Raw genomic sequence first — 14260 nt, 5'->3', positions numbered from 1 at the left:
TGCGGCCGCACTGGTCCCGGACGGCACCCCTGCGAGCGGTGAGGTCTGATGCCCACCCGTGCGCAGCGTCCTCGTCTGCCCGAGACCAGTCCGGGCCAGCTCGCGGCCGCGCAGGCCTGGAACGACGGCTTGGTCGGCACCGGCCGCAAGTCCGCTGACACCCCGGTCGTGGAACCGTGCGCGGTCGCCGCGTGCGGCACTCCGGTGACCGACCCCCTTGCTCCGGTCACCGGGATGGTCGAGGTCCGTGGTTCCGCCGACGGGGCCGCCGCTCACTGGTACTGCGACGGCCGGTGCGCCGACATCGCCCGAGCCCGGGCCGATCTGCGCGCCATCCCGATGCGCCCCGACACCCCGCCCCCGCCCGCGGTGCGGCGGCATGGCCGTCCGCCACGCCACCCGCAGGTTCGAGGCGGTGACCCGCGATGACCTCGCACGCGCAGGCCATCGCCGCCGTCCTGCGTCACCCCGCCCCGGTCCGTCAGCCCCTTGCGAACGAGCTGCGCGGCTCGGTCGTCCAGCTGCTCGGGCCGGGGACCACGGTCCCGACGTGGACGGCGACTCCGGAGGTGCTCGGCGCGGCGATCGCGGAGCACCTCGCCCGGGCGGAGCGAGAGGAGAAGGACATCCCCGCCGACAGCGCCACCATCGGCACGCAGGGGACGACGTCCACTGCTCCCGCTCACGCCCTCGTCCTCGAGCCCGACGGCATCGATCTCGTCGGCACCTGCCGGTGCGGCCGGCCCATCGGCCGCGCGCCGCTCACCCGGTCCATCGACGGCCTGGTCGGCATGTGGGAACAGCACTGCGCCAAGACCGCCCAGGACACCGCATGGGCCGACGCCCTCACCTCCCTGCCCGCCTCCACTCCGATCGGATCGTCATGACCGAGCCTCGCGCCCTGCCCCACGACCTGTACATCACCGCCGTCGTAGACGCCCTCGGCGCCGCCGGCCTGGAGCCGACCACCGCCGAGACATCCGACGCCGAGTCCAACCGCTACGACGCCACTGGACTGACCACCCAGCTCGACGCCCTCCTTACCTGGGACGGCGACACCACCGGACTGAACACAGACGAGCACGAGGACGGTCTCGTCCTGCTGTGGGAGCACCCTGCCGAGCAGTGGCAGTGGGCGCCCCGCGGAGCGCACGGATCGCTGGTGCACGAGCCGGAGTTCCTTCCCCTGCACCGGTGGGCCGATCCGGCCGCCGTCGTGGACGTCGCCCGCGTCCTGCTGGCGGGCCTGCCCGTTCCCGGCGGCGAGGACCCCCGGCTGTGGGCGCACTACGTCAGCTCCAGCGAGGCCGTCACCGCGTGGGCCGCGCAGGAGTGAGCGGCAGCACGGAGGCGTGCACATGGCCCAGGCCGCCGCACGCGCTCACCTACGCCCGGCTGTATCCGTCCGGCTGGTGGTGCGCCCACCACACCCCCAACCGACAGGCCGGTCGGCCCGAGCCCCCGCCGGGGCCGGGCTGGCCCGCCCACCGTCAGCCCTCACCTTCGAACGTCTCCGAGGGCTCCGCTCCCGTCGGCACCGCGCATGAACAGGAACCGTCATGACACCTACACCCGCTGACCTTGCCCGGCGGACCGCCCTCAAGCCCGGCCCGGCGCCTCGTACAGCCGTAGCACCGCAGGCGCCAACGGCCCCGAATATCCCGGCTGGCGAGACTGCCTCTGCCTCCTCGGAGCCGTACGTGCGGAAGACGCTCACCGCCGCGGAGGCCATCGCCCCGGGGAAGCTGACCAAGCGCGAGCATTTCCGGAAGTACTTCCTGTTCGGGATGCGCCGCAGCCGTATGCACCCGCACGCGCGCCTGGTGGGGCACGACCTGATGTGGCGGGCCAGCCACGCCACCGGCCAGATGAGCCCCAACCTGCAGCCCAGCACCCAGGACCTGGCGCTGGCCACCGGCCTGACCGTGGGCCAGGTCGACGTGGCGCTGGCCGCCCTGCACAGCCGGGGCTGGGTCCGCTTCCGGGTCCTGAAGGAAGGTCCGCGCGCCGGACAGCGCGTCTCCGACCTGGTCATCCCCGCCGCGGTGCTCGAGGACATCCGAGTGATGGGTCGCAAGCACGCCAGCAACCGCATCTCCCGCTGACCACTGCCGGGCGTCCGCAACCCCCAGGCGTCCCCCGCGCCTGCGGACGCCACCTCGGGTCCCGCTCGCCTCCCCCAGGCGAGCGGGACCCGCCCTCGCCCCCAACTTCCTGAAAGGGACCGTTCGATGTCCGCCGTCGCGCTCGCAGCCACCGAGGCTGCACCGCACCCCCAGCCGCACACCGCGGCTGCCGGGGCGCGCTCGCGCGACGGCGGCATGACGGTCCGCGTTCCCCTGCGCCTGGTCGTAGGTGCTCAGTACCCCGACGTGGCCCTGAGCACCTACGTCAAGGTGAAGGCCCTGGCTCTCCGCCCCGAAGGATGCCGCGCCAAGGTCGCCACCCTCGCCCAGTACCTCGGCATGTCCAAGTCCTCGCTCGAACGCGGCCTGCGCCCACTCACCAACCCGGACAGCATCGACGGCATCACCGAGGTCCCCACCGTCCGCAAGACCGCCCGGGGCGGCACCGGCGAATCCGCACACCGCGTCACCAGGAAGTTGTCCACGGACGAGTTGTGGGTGCGGATACCGGTGCGTGCGGCCGAGGCCCTCACCCCGCGCCTGCTGTGCCTGTACACGCTCCTGACCTACTCCGCAGACCGCCGGATCCCGGTCACCGTCGCCGAGCTCGGCGAGATGCTGCACCACCACACCGGCGAGAAGGCCGGCGAGTGCCTCGGTGAGCGGCAGGTCCGCCGACTGGTCGACGAGCTGGAAGCGACCGGCTGGCTCACGGTCCACCGCCGCGAGGGCGAGCAAGGCCGCCACGCCTACGAGACCCACCGCCACCCGCTGCACGCCGTAGCGGCCCCGGCCGCCGTCGAGGAGGCACCGTCCACCGGGCAACTCCCGCTGTGGGAAGGCGAGTCACCGGCTACTGATGACGGATCCGGTTCGGATCTTGGTGACGGATCCCTCGCGTCTAAGGAAGACCCACAGACTGACCGACCTGACCAGACGACCCCAGTGGGGGTTTCCCGCCGTAGGCGAGGTGACGGTAAGTGGGGCCCCACTCCTGTTGACAACGCAGGCGCACCGCTGCCGCACACGTTCCGGCCGGGCCCCTCTCGCGCTGCGCGCGGCAACCACCCCACCACCACGCGACCGTCGTACACCGGGCCCGAGCTGCGCTGGACCCAGCGCATCCACACCAGCCTGGGTCCCGTGCGACACCTGCTCAGCAGCAAGGTCAGCAGGTTCATGCTCCGCCGGGTCGCCCGTGAGATCGGCCGCCAGCTCGACGACGTCGCGGTGAACCTGGTGACTCCCGAGCGCATGGCCGCCCGCATCGCCACCCGCTACCGCGACGCTCGCGAGATCAACGACGTCGGCGCCTGGCTCCTGGCCGTCGCCGTCGTCCCCGGCGGATGCGGAATGCCGCTGTGCGAGGACGGCTACACCTGGCCGACCGGCGAGCCGTGCGAGACCTGCGCCCACAAGTCCCAGATCGCCCGCGAGGAATGGCGGCGAGCCCGCGCCTGGGACGAGCAGCTCATCGAACTCCGCCGCCGGGACCTGGCAAAAGCCACGTACCCCGAGCGCACCGAGGCCTCCGACGAGGAGGTCCTGGCCGTGGCCGCCGCGTACGGACCGGAGCTCGCGCTCCACCGGTACGGCGTGCTGCGCGCGGGCGAGCTGCTGCGCTCCGCGTACGGCGCCGCCAATCTTCCCGTCCCGCTGCCCCCGCCCGCGGCTTCCCCGTTCCCGCGCGCCACCGAGGAGATGCCCATGCGCGACGACTACATGCCCCCGTCGTTCCGGGCCTCGGTCGGCAGGGCCGCGCTGACCGGCGCGCTCACAATCCCCTGCCCTGAGCCCGGCTGCCTGGCCGACGAGGGCCAGCCCTGCCACTCGCAGCGCGGCCGGCGCCGCGCTGAACCGCACTCCGCCCGGACGGCCGCCGCTGGACAGCGCGCAGAGGAGACCAGCTGATGCCCACCACACCCCACCCCACCCGCGGGGTCACCCTGTGCACCAGGTGCAGCGCACCGATCCGCTGGGCGACCTGGGGATCAGGACCGCAGCGCGGGCGGCGCGTACCGCTGAACTCGCTGCCGTCCCCCTCCGGCGGGCTGGCCGCGCACACCACCGGTACCGGCGGCCTGGTCGTCCGCGAGCTCGACCAGGACCGGCCGGACGCCGAGCTGCTGGAGTGGAAGGCGCTCGCGCACTGGAGCAGCTGCAGCGGCAACGGCCAGCAGCAGGCGCCCAGTTCGCGTCCGGCCCGTCGCAGGCCGACCGTCCAACCGCCCCTCTGGGGCGGGCAGTTGGGGCGCCGATGACCATCCGCCCAGCAGAGGCCGTCGAGTGCGCTCTGTGCCACCAGCCCGTCTACTCCGCCGCTGCCCGAGCGCGACGGGTCGGGTCCCGCTGCTGGCGCAAGCTCCGGCCCGGCCAGCGCGCCGCGATCCGCCGTGACCCCGCCAGCGTCCGCGCCGTCATCCGGCAGCCCGCCCCACCCGGCGACGGACAACTCCCCATCGACATCGACGTAACGGAGATCTTGTGACCAGCAAAGACACGAAGCTCGTCGCCGTGGACGGGCGCGACGCCCTGGCCGGCGTCCTCATCCGCCCCGGCAACACCGAGGCCACGGTCACGTTGGAGGCCTGGGTCAAGGGCTTCGACAAACCCCGCGCCGCCCACGTTCTGCGGCAGGTCGCCGACCAGTGGCACCCCCGCATCGGCCTGACGGGCGTCCTGGACGAGATCGCCGCCGAGCGCGGCCGTCAGGACAAACAGTGGGGGCCACAGAACCACCCCGACGGCACCGGATCAGCAAGCCAGCAGACCGCTGCCGGAGCTGCCCGAGCTCGGTGCCAACTGGCCGCAGAGCGAGGCGAGGTGACGTGGCGACTGATCTCTGACGAGGAGCACGCCGAAGCCATGGCCGAGGCCGACCCGGTGACGTTGCGCGCCGAGCTGGTTCAGGGCGCTGCCGTCTACGTCGCTTGGATCGAGGCGATCGACCGTCGTATGGGAACTCTGCCCGCCCTGCTCCAGGCGGTCGCCGAGCAACTGCCCACCGACGACCCGCAGCGTGCAGCCGAGACCCTCGCCGCCATGCCGGGCCCGACCACCGTGGCCGACGACACGACCGGGGAGCTGCGGTCATGAGAGTCCCCGCCCTGCCCGGCCTCATCGTCCTGGCCGCCCTCGGATGCCTGGCCCTGGGGTTGATCTGTTTCGCCGCGGCCGGTGTCCTCTGCTTGCGCGAGGCTTTCCGCAAAGCGCGTGCCAACGTCGCCGCCGCACTCTCCTCCGTCGACGCACCGTCAGCGCCCGAGGCACTGCGCGACATGGCCAAGACCCTGCGGTACATCGACCCCACCGGGTTCCGCGAAGCCGCCGACTGCTGCGAAGCCCAAGCCTTCGCCCTGGAACACACCACGCAGCCGGCCGACCCGTCCGGACGTGGTGCGCAGTGACCCGCCGAAGCTCCGGAATCGACGACGGCAATGGCCGCCTCACCATCCCCCAGCCCGTACGGCCGCCCGCTGGCCAGCCCTTCCGTCTGCACCTGCGGCATCGGATGTTCAACGGCTGGGTGACGGCCGACGGCGAGGCCGTCGCAATCGAGGACCAGGAGCTCGGCCTCACCGCTGCGTCGGCCACCCTCGACGACTTGATCCGCGGCTACGGCGGCGGCCGCATCGAGTGGCGACTGCCCCGTGCACAGCACGCCGAACCACCAGAACAGCACGACGGAGGACGCCAGCGATGACCGACTCGCCCCGGCACTGCGCCACCTGCACCCGCGAGTTCCGCGACACCGAACGCGCCACGGCCCAGACTCTGTGTACCCCGTGCGTCGACCGCATCGGTGTCTGGCTCCGTGAACTGCCCCTACAGATCACGGTGCTCAAGGGCTCCCGTCAACGAGAGACCGCCGGCGACCGCACCGGCGGCCGTACGGTCCATCGCACCGCGCCGCTGCCCGGCCGCGTCGACGTTCTGAACCTCCTCGGCCCCGCCGCCTGGACCGACCAGATCCGTGATCCTCACGGTGACGCCCGCGAGGACCAGCACGGGCAGCTCCCGATCGCCGGCGTCCTCATCGCCTGGGTTCGCCTGATCACCGAGGAACGCCGCTGGAACCCCCCGATATCGCTCGCCCCCGATGACCTCGCGCGGTGGCTTGCCCAGCCCAAGCCCCTCGCCTGGGCATCGCGCCGTCCCTGGGCCGGCGACTACTGCGACGAGCTCGGCCAGCTGATGCGTGTCGTCCGCGACACCACCCGCCTGCGACCCCGCCGACGCGCCGTTCCGCAGCCGTGCCCCCGCTGCGACTCCCTCGCCCTGGTGGAGACCGACCACGAGCTGTACACCGAGTGCGGCACGTGCAAGGCCATGTTCACCCGCGACGAGCTCGCCCTGGCCGCCCGCATCAAGGTGGCCGAGCTCGCGTCCGCAGAGGAGGACCAGGACGACGCCGGGGAGAGCGCCGGGCTGCTCGACAAGGTTGTGGCCGCCTGATATGCACCGTTCACTGCGCGAGGCCCAACGACAAGTCCGGCCGGCAGCGCGGGCACGCCTCGGCCCCCACCAACCCAGGTGTCAGGGCGAGTTCCGCCTCCCTCACCGTGCACTCGCTCGTCGACCGTTCGGGCCGGTTGCAGCCCCCGATGTGGATGATGGGCGGCCGTGGATGGTCCGGGTGGATCTTCGGTTCCAGCATGTAGGTGCCTGGCCGGAGCCTCATCCTCGTCGCCCGCGGAGGGTGCCGAGGGCTGCTCGGGGCTGTGGCGGCTGGCGGGCGGGGTGTGTTCTGGCGTTCGGCGGAGGCGAGCGCCTGCTGGACCGCGTCGCGCTGGAGACGGAGGTACGTCGCGATGGTGTCGGTGGCGGCGAGCTGCTGCTCCAGGTGGGTCAGGATCGCCCGGAGGCGTGGCGGATCCGGCGGCAGCTCGCTCATGTGTTCGATTCAAACACCATGCCCGTGCGACGTCGACCCGGGGGTACCCGGCTACCCGGCTACCCGGCCGGATCCTCCTCGGCGTGCCGCACCGCAGCCTTCGCCGCCCGCTCCACCTCGTACCGCGACACGGTCACACCGTCACGAGCCGCGTACTCCGTGACCGCCGCCTGGAAGTCCTCGGCCGCCTTACGCCAGGTCCTCCACTGTGCGTCGTATTCGTCGCCGATGAGGCCTGCGAGCCGCGCCCGCTCGCTCTCGGCGGAACGTTCCAGCTTGATCAAATCATCCGGGATGTCTGTCACGTGCACGGAGTTTAGGCCGGACAGCGGTGAGCCCCCGACCGGCGCGCGGACATGGGTCGAGGGCTCGGCAGGGCGGGAGGCTTCGGCCGTTCATCCTTCGGGTGTGGGTGCCTTCCCCTGCAGGTCCGTGCGTCTCCCCGGGCGGATGACTCGCTGCTTGAAGTAGGGGGCGGCAAGGCGATAGTCCACGGCGTTCGAGCTGCCCACCTTGACGACCGGCGGGAACGCGGGGTCCTCCCGCGAGATCTTCGACAATCGCTGATGAGAGATCGTCTCGACGATCCCGTCAGCCACGAGTCTGCGCGCGAGCTCACGGAACGACACCATGTCCGGCCCTCCTTCGACGGCCTCGACCTCGGCCACGGACACCATCCTGTCTGACCTTGTTGCCACGTGGCAACAAGGTCGCTACTTTGGATCCTGCACAACGGCAAAACCCCTCGCCCCATGCGGAGCTGTCACTCCGGGGCGAGGGGTGGACCCGTCTCTGAAGCGATCAAAGGAGCAGGCCCGCATGGAGCGTACCCAGACCGACCCCACGGACGAAGCGCTGCGGCGCCTGATCGAGCAGCCGTCCTACGCCGCACAGGTCCTGATCGTCATGGCCCGCATGCTGGAGATGGACGGCACCCAGCCCGTGGGCCCGGTGGCACAGCGCCGCGCGCTGGACATCGCCACGGACACCGTGCTCGGCACCCTGCCGGAAGTCGTCCGCCGCGACAGCCTGGAGCGCGCCCACCGCGTGATGCCCGACCTGAGCGCCGGCACCCGCGGCGAGACCGCGCTCCGTCTCCGTGCCGCCGCGAAGAACCTCGGATGACCAGCCCCCGCTCCAGCAGGCGGCGGTCACAGATGGCACAGCTCGTACGGCAGATGCTCGGCGAGATGGCGGAGCGGCTGGAGACCGAGCGGCCCGACCAGGAGTTCACGCCCGTCGCACGGATCGCGCTGCTGCAGATGACGACCACGCTGCCGACCCTCGTCCCGCTCCTGCGCGAACAGGCGCCCGAGGTCACGGCCCGCATCACCCGCCGCGAGTACGCCGCACTGCTGCGCGAGATCGCGCAGCCCGCGACGGCGAGCGCTCCCTCCTGCTGCGGCCGGCCGATGGCGGCCAAGGACGGGGAGTACGTGTGCGGACGCTGCGGCGCCTGGGTCGACCAGGGAGGCGCCACCTGATGGAGCGCTTCTGGTACGGCCTCGGCATCCTCGCGTCCGTCGCGTCCGCTGTCTTCGCCGTCGTCTGGATGAGCACCCACTGACCCGCCAGACCGGCCGGTCCGCCCCGCCTCTGAGCGGGACCGGCCCCACTTCCTTGGAGCTCTCGTGTTCCTGGACCAGCCCATCGCCTGGACGAGCGGACACCAGTCCGCCGTCCTGATCGCGGGCGTCCTCGTCGCACTCCTCGTCACTCTCGCCGCCTACATCGCGCACCGCACCAGCGGCACCGTGCTCGCCGCCAGCATCGGCGCCCTGGTCTGCACGGGCTTCTCCGCCGACACGAGCTGGCGCTTCGCCGATCACCGCCTGCACATGGAGGTCCGCGAGCGGCTATGGCTGTTCGCGGCCGGCGAGATCGTCCTCGTCGTCTGCGCCGTCATGGCCCGCGCCAACAAGATCGCCACCAGCCGCGCCACCGAGGCCGGCACCCCTGGCGTGCCCGGCGTCATGGTCTGGTGCATCGCCGGAGTCCAGGTGATCCCCGCGTTCACCGAGTCGGGTCTCGTCGGAGGCCTCGTCCGCGCCGTCTTCGGCCCGGTCATGGCCGCCCTGCTCTGGCACCTCGCGATGGGCCTGGAGATCCGCGTCGCCCGCCCGCAGGCCCTGTCCTCCGGACTGCCCGCGCAGATCGGCCATGAGCTGCGCGAGCGGCTGCTGTCCTACCTCGGTCTCGCGACCCGCGGCCGGACCGCCGCGCAGGTCTCCCGCGACCGGGCGACCGCCCGCGCCGTACGTCTCGCTTCCCGCCGCCGCCTCGGCTGGTGGGGGCGCGGCGCACTCAAAGCCTCGGTCGCACGCTCCGGGGCCGCGGTCGACGCGGCGCAGCGCCACCAGCTCATGCAGCTGCTCGCCGCCCGCCGCAGCGCCGGCCAGCTGCGGGACGTCGAGCTGCCCACCCCGTGGACCGCCGTACCCGTACCCGAGCCGTACCCGAGTACGCCCCTGGGCGTGGCCGGTGCGGAGCTGCGCCGCCTGGACCCGGTCGACGCCGTCGTGCAGGTACACGGCGCGCACCCGGACACCAGCCCGGCACAGCTCGCCTCGCTGTGCACCGAGTACGGCGTACCCGTGTCCGAGGCACAGGTACGCATCGCTCTGCACGCCGTACCCGAGCCCGTACCCGACCGGGTATCCGCGGCCGTACCCACCGGCCCGGCGCCGGTGGCGCTGTTCCCCGCGCTGCCCGTTGACCCGGTCTCGCAGTCCATCGCCCACGAGGCCCTACCCGACACGGTCGAGTACGCGTACCAGGCCGGTGGCCTGCAATTAGATCTCAGGACCGAGGCCGGGGTACGCCCGTCCCATGCCTGCGCCGTACCCGCTCGGGCCCGTACCCGCAGCGAGGTACACGCCCGCGTACCCGAGGTACCCAGCCCGTCCGCGCCCAGCGGCGACACCCGTACGTACTCCGGGGACCGCGGCGCCGAGGACCATGCGGCCGACCGTGAGCCGTCCCGTACCCGGCCCCGTCGCGTACTCGGGATACCGCAGCCCGCCGTACCCGGGGACACGGCTACGGCGGGGGCGGCTCGTACTCCGTCCGTACCCGAGTCGCTGATCGAGCGGGCCCGGCAGGTCGACCTCGACCACCGGCGTACGCACGGCCGTACCGCGCCCATCCGCGTTCTGAAGGCCGAACTGGGCATCGGCCAGGACCGCGCGGTGCAGGTGCGCGACGCCCTCGCCGACCAATCCGCCCGGCAGACGCCGTGACCGGCGCGCAGCCGTCCCTCGACGGCGACGAGCTGCGCGCCCGCGCCCACCTGCGCCGCCTCCGCGTCCGACCCTTCGGCCACCAGGACCCCACCGTGAGCACCCCTCAGAAACCGCAGCCGATCACCCCGACCCGCGTCCTCCCCGCCGGCACACCGCTGCCCGTGCAACTGCCCCCGCACCCGCCGCAGCCCGGCCAGATCCCGCCCTGGCACACCGCACCGCCACCGCCGCCGGTCGCTGTCCAGCCGCCCCCGGCGCCGATCGAGGTCCGCCATGTCCACGAAGTGGTGCTGGTCCTGCCCGAGCCGGAGCCGGAGGACGCGCCGCCGCGCCTGTGGCACCGCCTGTGGGACGCACTCGTCACCTGGCGGATGGCCGTGGCCATCCTGCTGGCGCTGCTGCCCTGGCTCGGGGGCCACAGCCCGGTCGGACTCTGGGCACACACCCTCCACCAGGCCCGTTTCGAGGCCGGTATCGCCGGCGCGTACGTCATCGCCGGCGTCGCCCTCGCTGCGGCCTGGGTCCTCGACCGGCGCACCGGCCGCGCCATCCCCCGCTTCCTCCTCGTGACCGCCCTGCTCGGCTCTCTCGGAGTCCTGAGCTGGTGGGACCCCTTCCAGTTCCTCACCGGAGTCACCCGATGAACGGCACCGCGCTCACCGCCGGCGGCCTCCTCGCCGCTCTCCTGGTCCTCGTCGCCAACCTGCACCCCTGGTACACGGGAACTCGCGAGATGAAGCAGCTCGCCGCCTTCGGGAAGGGGGCGCTGGGCGCGGCCTGCGCAGCCGCCTGCCCCGGCGGCGCGCTCGGCTGGATCCACCAACGCTCCGGGTCCATCGCCAACGGCAGCGGCGAGTCCGTCGGCGCCGCAGCCGCTGGCACCGACACCGGGACCCACATCGCCACCGGCCAGCTCGTCGGCCTCGGCATGACCGGCGCCATCGTCGCCGTCGTAGCCGTCTTCCTCGTCTACCTCTCGTACAAGAGCGCCGGGAAGAAAGACAGGCGGCGCATCACTGGCGGCGCGTTCGTCGGCAGCGTCTTCCTCCTCACCGCAGGTGTGGCGGGCGCGCTGGCCTGGCTGCCCGGCCTCCTCAACGGCATCGGCGACGCCATCGTCGCCGCCGCGCAGGGGACGGGTGTCCTGTGAGCCGCCTCGCTGCTCCCGCAGCCCGCATCGCCACCGGGTCCGTCGTCATCGCCGGACGCCTGTGGGTACGTGCCGCGGCCTGGGTACGCAGGGGACGCCGCGACGACCTCGACGGCTGGCGGGCGGCCCTCGGCTGCGGGCTCCGCGCCGGCCTCCTGGTCGCCGTCGTCTACGTCGGCTACCGCCTGGCGCGCGCCGTACCCGCACTCATGTGGCTGCTCAGCGCCTCCTGGCTGCTCGCCTCCTGGCATGCCGGAAAGCCCGTCCAGACCTCCGACGCCGCCGTCCCCGCCAAGGCCTCCTCCGGGGACCCGGCGGAGATCGTGCGCACCCTCCTCCGGGACGTCATGGGAGACGCCGACACGGTGCACCTGCGCACCGTCCTCCAGCACCTCCAGGCCCACGGCCAGTGGGAGGGCCGCACGGTCACCGATCTGCGCCGCCATCTGGCCCACCTGGGCATCCCCCACGACCACCGCGTGAAGGTGGGCCGGGTGCCGACCTGGGGGGTGCGCCGGAGCGCTCTCGACGCCCCTTCCCCGGCCCCGGTCGAGGAGACGTCTACCGCTCCGTCTACCGCCGCCTGACCTGCGCGTCTACCGCCACATCTACCGCCATCTCCCGGCCCCTCTCCCGCACCGTCTACCGACCGGGGACGACAGGAGTCCGTCATGCTCGCCCGTCTGCGTGCGCTGATCACCAGCGCCTACACCTCGCCGCCCCTCGACTACTGCCCGAAGTGCGCGGGCCACTACCCGCCCTCGCACTTCCCCTGCCCCTGACCCAGCCTCTGATCCATCCTGAGACCCAGGCCCACCCGGGCCGGAACGGAGCACTCTTGATAACCACCGGATACGCCACCCGCGAAGGCACCACCGAGGACAACGCCGACGCCGCACGCGTCTATCGCCTTGCGGGCGGCACGGTCGGCGCGGCGGTCATCGACGGCATCGGCCACGGTCCCCGTACGTCGCCCACGGCCCCGCTGCTGGCCGAGGTCGCCGCCCGGATCTCCGCCCGGCGCGGGCCGCTCGCCGGACTCCTCACGGCCAGCGAGCTGATCGCCGACAAGGGCCCCGACGGTGACGAGGCCGACGCCGTTGCCGTCGCGGCCCGAGTCATCCCCGGTGATGACGTGATCGTCATCAACTGGACGGGCGACTGCCGCGCGTACGGCTGGAACGGCGAGCGGCTGGAGTTGTACACCGACGACCACACCGTTGGTGCGCAGCTCCGCGCCAACGGTGTGGCGCTGGAGATCGCCCGTGAGCACAACAACTGGCTGCGCAGCTCCCTCGCTCGCGCCACGGTCGGCACGGTCTACACCGCGGGCATCCGGGACCAGCTCGTCATCCTCACCTCGGACGGCGTGCACGACCAGGTTCCGGAAGACCAGCTGACCGCGCTGGTGGCCGAGCACGCCGCAGACCCCCAGCGACTGGCGGACGCCCTCGTGACGGCCGCGCGCACCGACGAGACCGGATACCGGGACGACGCGACCGCGATCGTCCTGTCAACGCGGAACCATGGAGGACGAGAGATGGACGACGACAGGGTCACCGTCACGGTGCTGCTGCTGGTCGGCGACGAGGCCGAGATCGTCGCGGATGTGCCGTACGAGGAGCGCACCGATCCGGTCCGCTACCCGGCCGCCGAGATTGCTGAGGCGGTCGGCGTGCCTGTCAGGGCGCTCGCGGGTATGCGGCTGACGGCTGTCGTGGGCGACGACGACAAGCTCTCCGGGTGGCAGCAGGCCTGACGCCGGGCGCTCAGCCCCCGGCCTGTCGCGGGCCGGGGGTTTCCCACCCCCAGGATGTTGCAAAACTAGAAGCCAATGCTGTAAAGTTAGACATGTCGGAACGGGGGGTGAGAGCCCCGCCCCGGCTGCCAGTTGAAAACTCCACAGAGAGGGAAGCCAATGGCCGACCGTGACGACGAGATCATGAGCGTGCTCGCACACTCGATCTCCGCCACCTATTCGCTCCTGGTCGACGTGTGCGCGGCACTTCCGGTGCCGATCACCATGCCGATCGACCGGCACATCCCCGCCAGCAACGCAATCCCCGCAATCCAGCGGGTCGCCAGCCTGGCCGAGGACCAGCCGATGGGCGAAGGCCAGGAGGCGCAGCTGTACACCGGCTGCATCCACCTGCTGGCCGCCATCGACCTCTACGCGCTCTGCGCTGCGAGGTACATGGAGACCCGGGCCGAGGGAGTCGGCGCCAACCTGCTGTACGCAGACGAGGCGCTGAAGAACCTGCTGGTCTGGCTCCTGGCCAACGCTGGCTGATCCACCCCACACCCCCCGGCATCCAGCCGGGGGGTGCTCTCATTTTCCCACCCTTCAAGGTGTTGCAATATTAGAAGCAAGCGATGTAAAGTTAGTCATGTCGGGCCGGGGGGTGAGAGCCCCGGATTCGACGCCAGTTGAAAATTCCAGAGAGGAGAAGTCGTGGCAGATCACGACAACCACAGGGAGCGCTTCCTCACACTGATGGAAGGCCTCGTCGGCGCCTACGTCTACATTCAGGCGCTGCTCGCAGACCTTCCCCTCCCGATCGTCATCCCGGACTTCGAGCCGGTCGACGAGGAGGAGGACGGACCCGTAACGGCTCTGCTGAGCCTGAACCGGGTACGTCAGCTCATCGAGGACGAGCCGATCGAGGCAAAGACCCAGCGGGCCTACGAGCACCTCGTGCTCGACTGGCTCACCGCCTACGAACTGCTCGTCATCACCCGCATCGCGGGTCCCGCCCCCTGGCGGCTCGACGCGGTTGAGTTCTCCCTCAACCGCGTCGTCACCTGGATCGAAGTGATCGAGGACGACGACATCGACGAGTCGTAAAAC

General features: G+C 71.9%; 23 protein-coding genes. 20 read left to right on the top strand and 3 right to left on the bottom strand.

All coding sequences use genetic code 11. From position 1 onward, the window contains the following. The first annotated feature begins 48 nt into the window (after positions 1-48). The 11 genes from JHN63_RS02095 to JHN63_RS02045 all read left to right on the top strand — a co-directional run bounded on the left by JHN63_RS02095 (position 49) and on the right by JHN63_RS02045 (position 6581). Positions 49-429 (top strand): hypothetical protein, encoded by a 381-nt coding sequence (locus JHN63_RS02095; RefSeq protein WP_200676901.1) that lies wholly within the window; start codon positions 49-51, stop codon positions 427-429. After that, positions 426-887, top strand: coding sequence for a hypothetical protein (locus tag JHN63_RS02090; protein WP_200676900.1), 462 nt, complete (start codon positions 426-428; stop codon positions 885-887). Before JHN63_RS02095 ends, JHN63_RS02090 begins: the two co-directional genes overlap by 4 nt. Beyond that, positions 884-1336, top strand: a complete 453-nt coding sequence (locus JHN63_RS02085) for a hypothetical protein (protein ID WP_200676899.1) — start codon at positions 884-886, stop codon at positions 1334-1336. The genes JHN63_RS02090 and JHN63_RS02085 overlap by 4 nt, the downstream gene beginning before the upstream one ends. Before the next feature lie 364 nt (positions 1337-1700). Then, positions 1701-2105 carry a hypothetical protein gene (locus tag JHN63_RS02080; RefSeq protein ID WP_200676898.1) on the top strand — a complete coding sequence of 135 codons (405 nt, stop codon included), beginning with the start codon at positions 1701-1703 and terminating at the stop codon, positions 2103-2105. A gap of 126 nt (positions 2106-2231) precedes the next feature. Beyond that, positions 2232-4037: a hypothetical protein gene (locus tag JHN63_RS02075; protein WP_200676897.1), complete on the top strand. Its 1806-nt coding sequence runs from the start codon at positions 2232-2234 to the stop codon at positions 4035-4037. Beyond that, positions 4037-4387 carry a hypothetical protein gene (locus JHN63_RS02070; protein WP_200676896.1) on the top strand — a complete coding sequence of 117 codons (351 nt, stop codon included), beginning with the start codon at positions 4037-4039 and terminating at the stop codon, positions 4385-4387. Before JHN63_RS02075 ends, JHN63_RS02070 begins: the two co-directional genes overlap by 1 nt. Beyond that, positions 4384-4614, top strand: coding sequence for a hypothetical protein (locus JHN63_RS02065; protein WP_200676895.1), 231 nt, complete (start codon positions 4384-4386; stop codon positions 4612-4614). The genes JHN63_RS02070 and JHN63_RS02065 overlap by 4 nt, the downstream gene beginning before the upstream one ends. Further along, the gene (locus tag JHN63_RS02060; protein WP_200676894.1) at positions 4611-5222 is read left to right on the top strand and encodes a hypothetical protein; all 612 of its coding nucleotides are present in this window, start codon (positions 4611-4613) and stop codon (positions 5220-5222) included. Before JHN63_RS02065 ends, JHN63_RS02060 begins: the two co-directional genes overlap by 4 nt. Continuing rightward, complete coding sequence (locus JHN63_RS02055; protein WP_200676893.1) at positions 5219-5533, top strand: hypothetical protein; 315 nt, start codon at positions 5219-5221, stop codon at positions 5531-5533. The genes JHN63_RS02060 and JHN63_RS02055 overlap by 4 nt, the downstream gene beginning before the upstream one ends. Then, on the top strand, positions 5530-5829 hold the full coding sequence (locus tag JHN63_RS02050) for a hypothetical protein (RefSeq protein WP_200676892.1): 300 nt from the start codon (positions 5530-5532) through the stop codon (positions 5827-5829). The genes JHN63_RS02055 and JHN63_RS02050 overlap by 4 nt, the downstream gene beginning before the upstream one ends. Then, a complete protein-coding gene (locus JHN63_RS02045; protein WP_200676891.1) occupies positions 5826-6581 on the top strand; it encodes a hypothetical protein in 756 nt (251 codons plus the stop codon). Before JHN63_RS02050 ends, JHN63_RS02045 begins: the two co-directional genes overlap by 4 nt. Before the next feature lie 10 nt (positions 6582-6591). Here the strand turns inward: JHN63_RS02045 and JHN63_RS02040 are convergent, their stop codons facing one another. From JHN63_RS02040 to JHN63_RS02030, 3 genes are all read right to left on the bottom strand, one after another. Next, positions 6592-7020, bottom strand: coding sequence for a DUF6233 domain-containing protein (locus JHN63_RS02040; RefSeq protein WP_200676890.1), 429 nt, complete (start codon positions 7018-7020; stop codon positions 6592-6594). Positions 7021-7079: 59 nt separating this feature from the next. Further along, a complete protein-coding gene (locus JHN63_RS02035; RefSeq protein WP_307781787.1) occupies positions 7080-7325 on the bottom strand; it encodes a hypothetical protein in 246 nt (81 codons plus the stop codon). A 90-nt stretch (positions 7326-7415) separates the two neighbouring features. Beyond that, positions 7416-7688: a hypothetical protein gene (locus JHN63_RS02030; protein ID WP_307781786.1), complete on the bottom strand. Its 273-nt coding sequence runs from the start codon at positions 7686-7688 to the stop codon at positions 7416-7418. Between the two features lie 151 nt (positions 7689-7839). On the opposite strand from JHN63_RS02030, the gene JHN63_RS02025 reads away from it, so the two are divergent. The 9 genes from JHN63_RS02025 to JHN63_RS01980 all read left to right on the top strand — a co-directional run bounded on the left by JHN63_RS02025 (position 7840) and on the right by JHN63_RS01980 (position 14257). Further along, positions 7840-8145, top strand: coding sequence for a hypothetical protein (locus JHN63_RS02025; protein ID WP_200676889.1), 306 nt, complete (start codon positions 7840-7842; stop codon positions 8143-8145). Beyond that, a complete protein-coding gene (locus JHN63_RS02020) occupies positions 8142-8504 on the top strand; it encodes a hypothetical protein (protein WP_200676888.1) in 363 nt (120 codons plus the stop codon). Before JHN63_RS02025 ends, JHN63_RS02020 begins: the two co-directional genes overlap by 4 nt. 147 nt (positions 8505-8651) lie before the next feature. Then, on the top strand, positions 8652-10259 hold the full coding sequence (locus tag JHN63_RS02015; RefSeq protein WP_200676887.1) for a hypothetical protein: 1608 nt from the start codon (positions 8652-8654) through the stop codon (positions 10257-10259). After that, positions 10256-10906, top strand: a complete 651-nt coding sequence (locus tag JHN63_RS53855; protein ID WP_307781785.1) for a hypothetical protein — start codon at positions 10256-10258, stop codon at positions 10904-10906. The genes JHN63_RS02015 and JHN63_RS53855 overlap by 4 nt, the downstream gene beginning before the upstream one ends. Continuing rightward, entirely contained in the window at positions 10903-11412 is a 510-nt protein-coding gene (locus tag JHN63_RS02005; protein WP_200676886.1) for a hypothetical protein, read from the top strand. The genes JHN63_RS53855 and JHN63_RS02005 overlap by 4 nt, the downstream gene beginning before the upstream one ends. Next, complete coding sequence (locus tag JHN63_RS02000) at positions 11409-11999, top strand: hypothetical protein (RefSeq protein WP_200676885.1); 591 nt, start codon at positions 11409-11411, stop codon at positions 11997-11999. The genes JHN63_RS02005 and JHN63_RS02000 overlap by 4 nt, the downstream gene beginning before the upstream one ends. A 251-nt stretch (positions 12000-12250) precedes the next feature. Further along, positions 12251-13171, top strand: a complete 921-nt coding sequence (locus tag JHN63_RS01995) for a PP2C family serine/threonine-protein phosphatase (RefSeq protein ID WP_234475930.1) — start codon at positions 12251-12253, stop codon at positions 13169-13171. A 159-nt stretch (positions 13172-13330) separates the two neighbouring features. Further along, on the top strand, positions 13331-13702 hold the full coding sequence (locus JHN63_RS01985) for a hypothetical protein (protein WP_200676884.1): 372 nt from the start codon (positions 13331-13333) through the stop codon (positions 13700-13702). 162 nt (positions 13703-13864) lie between these two features. Then, positions 13865-14257, top strand: coding sequence for a hypothetical protein (locus tag JHN63_RS01980; RefSeq protein WP_200676883.1), 393 nt, complete (start codon positions 13865-13867; stop codon positions 14255-14257). The last annotated feature ends 3 nt before the right edge of the window (positions 14258-14260 follow it).

This window comes from Streptomyces sp. MBT65, assembly GCF_016612545.1.
Classification (GTDB): domain Bacteria; phylum Actinomycetota; class Actinomycetes; order Streptomycetales; family Streptomycetaceae; genus Streptomyces.
Note: the sequence above shows the minus strand (reverse complement) of the source record. Positions and strands in the feature narration are given on the sequence as shown.

Excerpts from the sequence above, each read along its gene's own strand:
- JHN63_RS02095 (WP_200676901.1), top strand. The coding sequence starts at position 49 with ATGCCCACCCGTGCGCAGCGTCCTCGTCTGCCCGAGACCAGTCCGGGC.
- JHN63_RS02090 (WP_200676900.1), top strand. The coding sequence starts at position 426 with ATGACCTCGCACGCGCAGGCCATCGCCGCCGTCCTGCGTCACCCCGCC.
- JHN63_RS02085 (WP_200676899.1), top strand. The coding sequence starts at position 884 with ATGACCGAGCCTCGCGCCCTGCCCCACGACCTGTACATCACCGCCGTC.
- JHN63_RS02075 (WP_200676897.1), top strand. The coding sequence starts at position 2,232 with ATGTCCGCCGTCGCGCTCGCAGCCACCGAGGCTGCACCGCACCCCCAG.
- JHN63_RS02070 (WP_200676896.1), top strand. The coding sequence starts at position 4,037 with ATGCCCACCACACCCCACCCCACCCGCGGGGTCACCCTGTGCACCAGG.
- JHN63_RS02065 (WP_200676895.1), top strand. The coding sequence starts at position 4,384 with ATGACCATCCGCCCAGCAGAGGCCGTCGAGTGCGCTCTGTGCCACCAG.
- JHN63_RS02055 (WP_200676893.1), top strand. The coding sequence starts at position 5,219 with ATGAGAGTCCCCGCCCTGCCCGGCCTCATCGTCCTGGCCGCCCTCGGA.
- JHN63_RS02045 (WP_200676891.1), top strand. The coding sequence starts at position 5,826 with ATGACCGACTCGCCCCGGCACTGCGCCACCTGCACCCGCGAGTTCCGC.
- JHN63_RS02040 (WP_200676890.1), bottom strand. The coding sequence starts at position 7,020 with ATGAGCGAGCTGCCGCCGGATCCGCCACGCCTCCGGGCGATCCTGACC.
- JHN63_RS02025 (WP_200676889.1), top strand. The coding sequence starts at position 7,840 with ATGGAGCGTACCCAGACCGACCCCACGGACGAAGCGCTGCGGCGCCTG.
- JHN63_RS02020 (WP_200676888.1), top strand. The coding sequence starts at position 8,142 with ATGACCAGCCCCCGCTCCAGCAGGCGGCGGTCACAGATGGCACAGCTC.
- JHN63_RS02005 (WP_200676886.1), top strand. The coding sequence starts at position 10,903 with ATGAACGGCACCGCGCTCACCGCCGGCGGCCTCCTCGCCGCTCTCCTG.
- JHN63_RS01985 (WP_200676884.1), top strand. The coding sequence starts at position 13,331 with ATGGCCGACCGTGACGACGAGATCATGAGCGTGCTCGCACACTCGATC.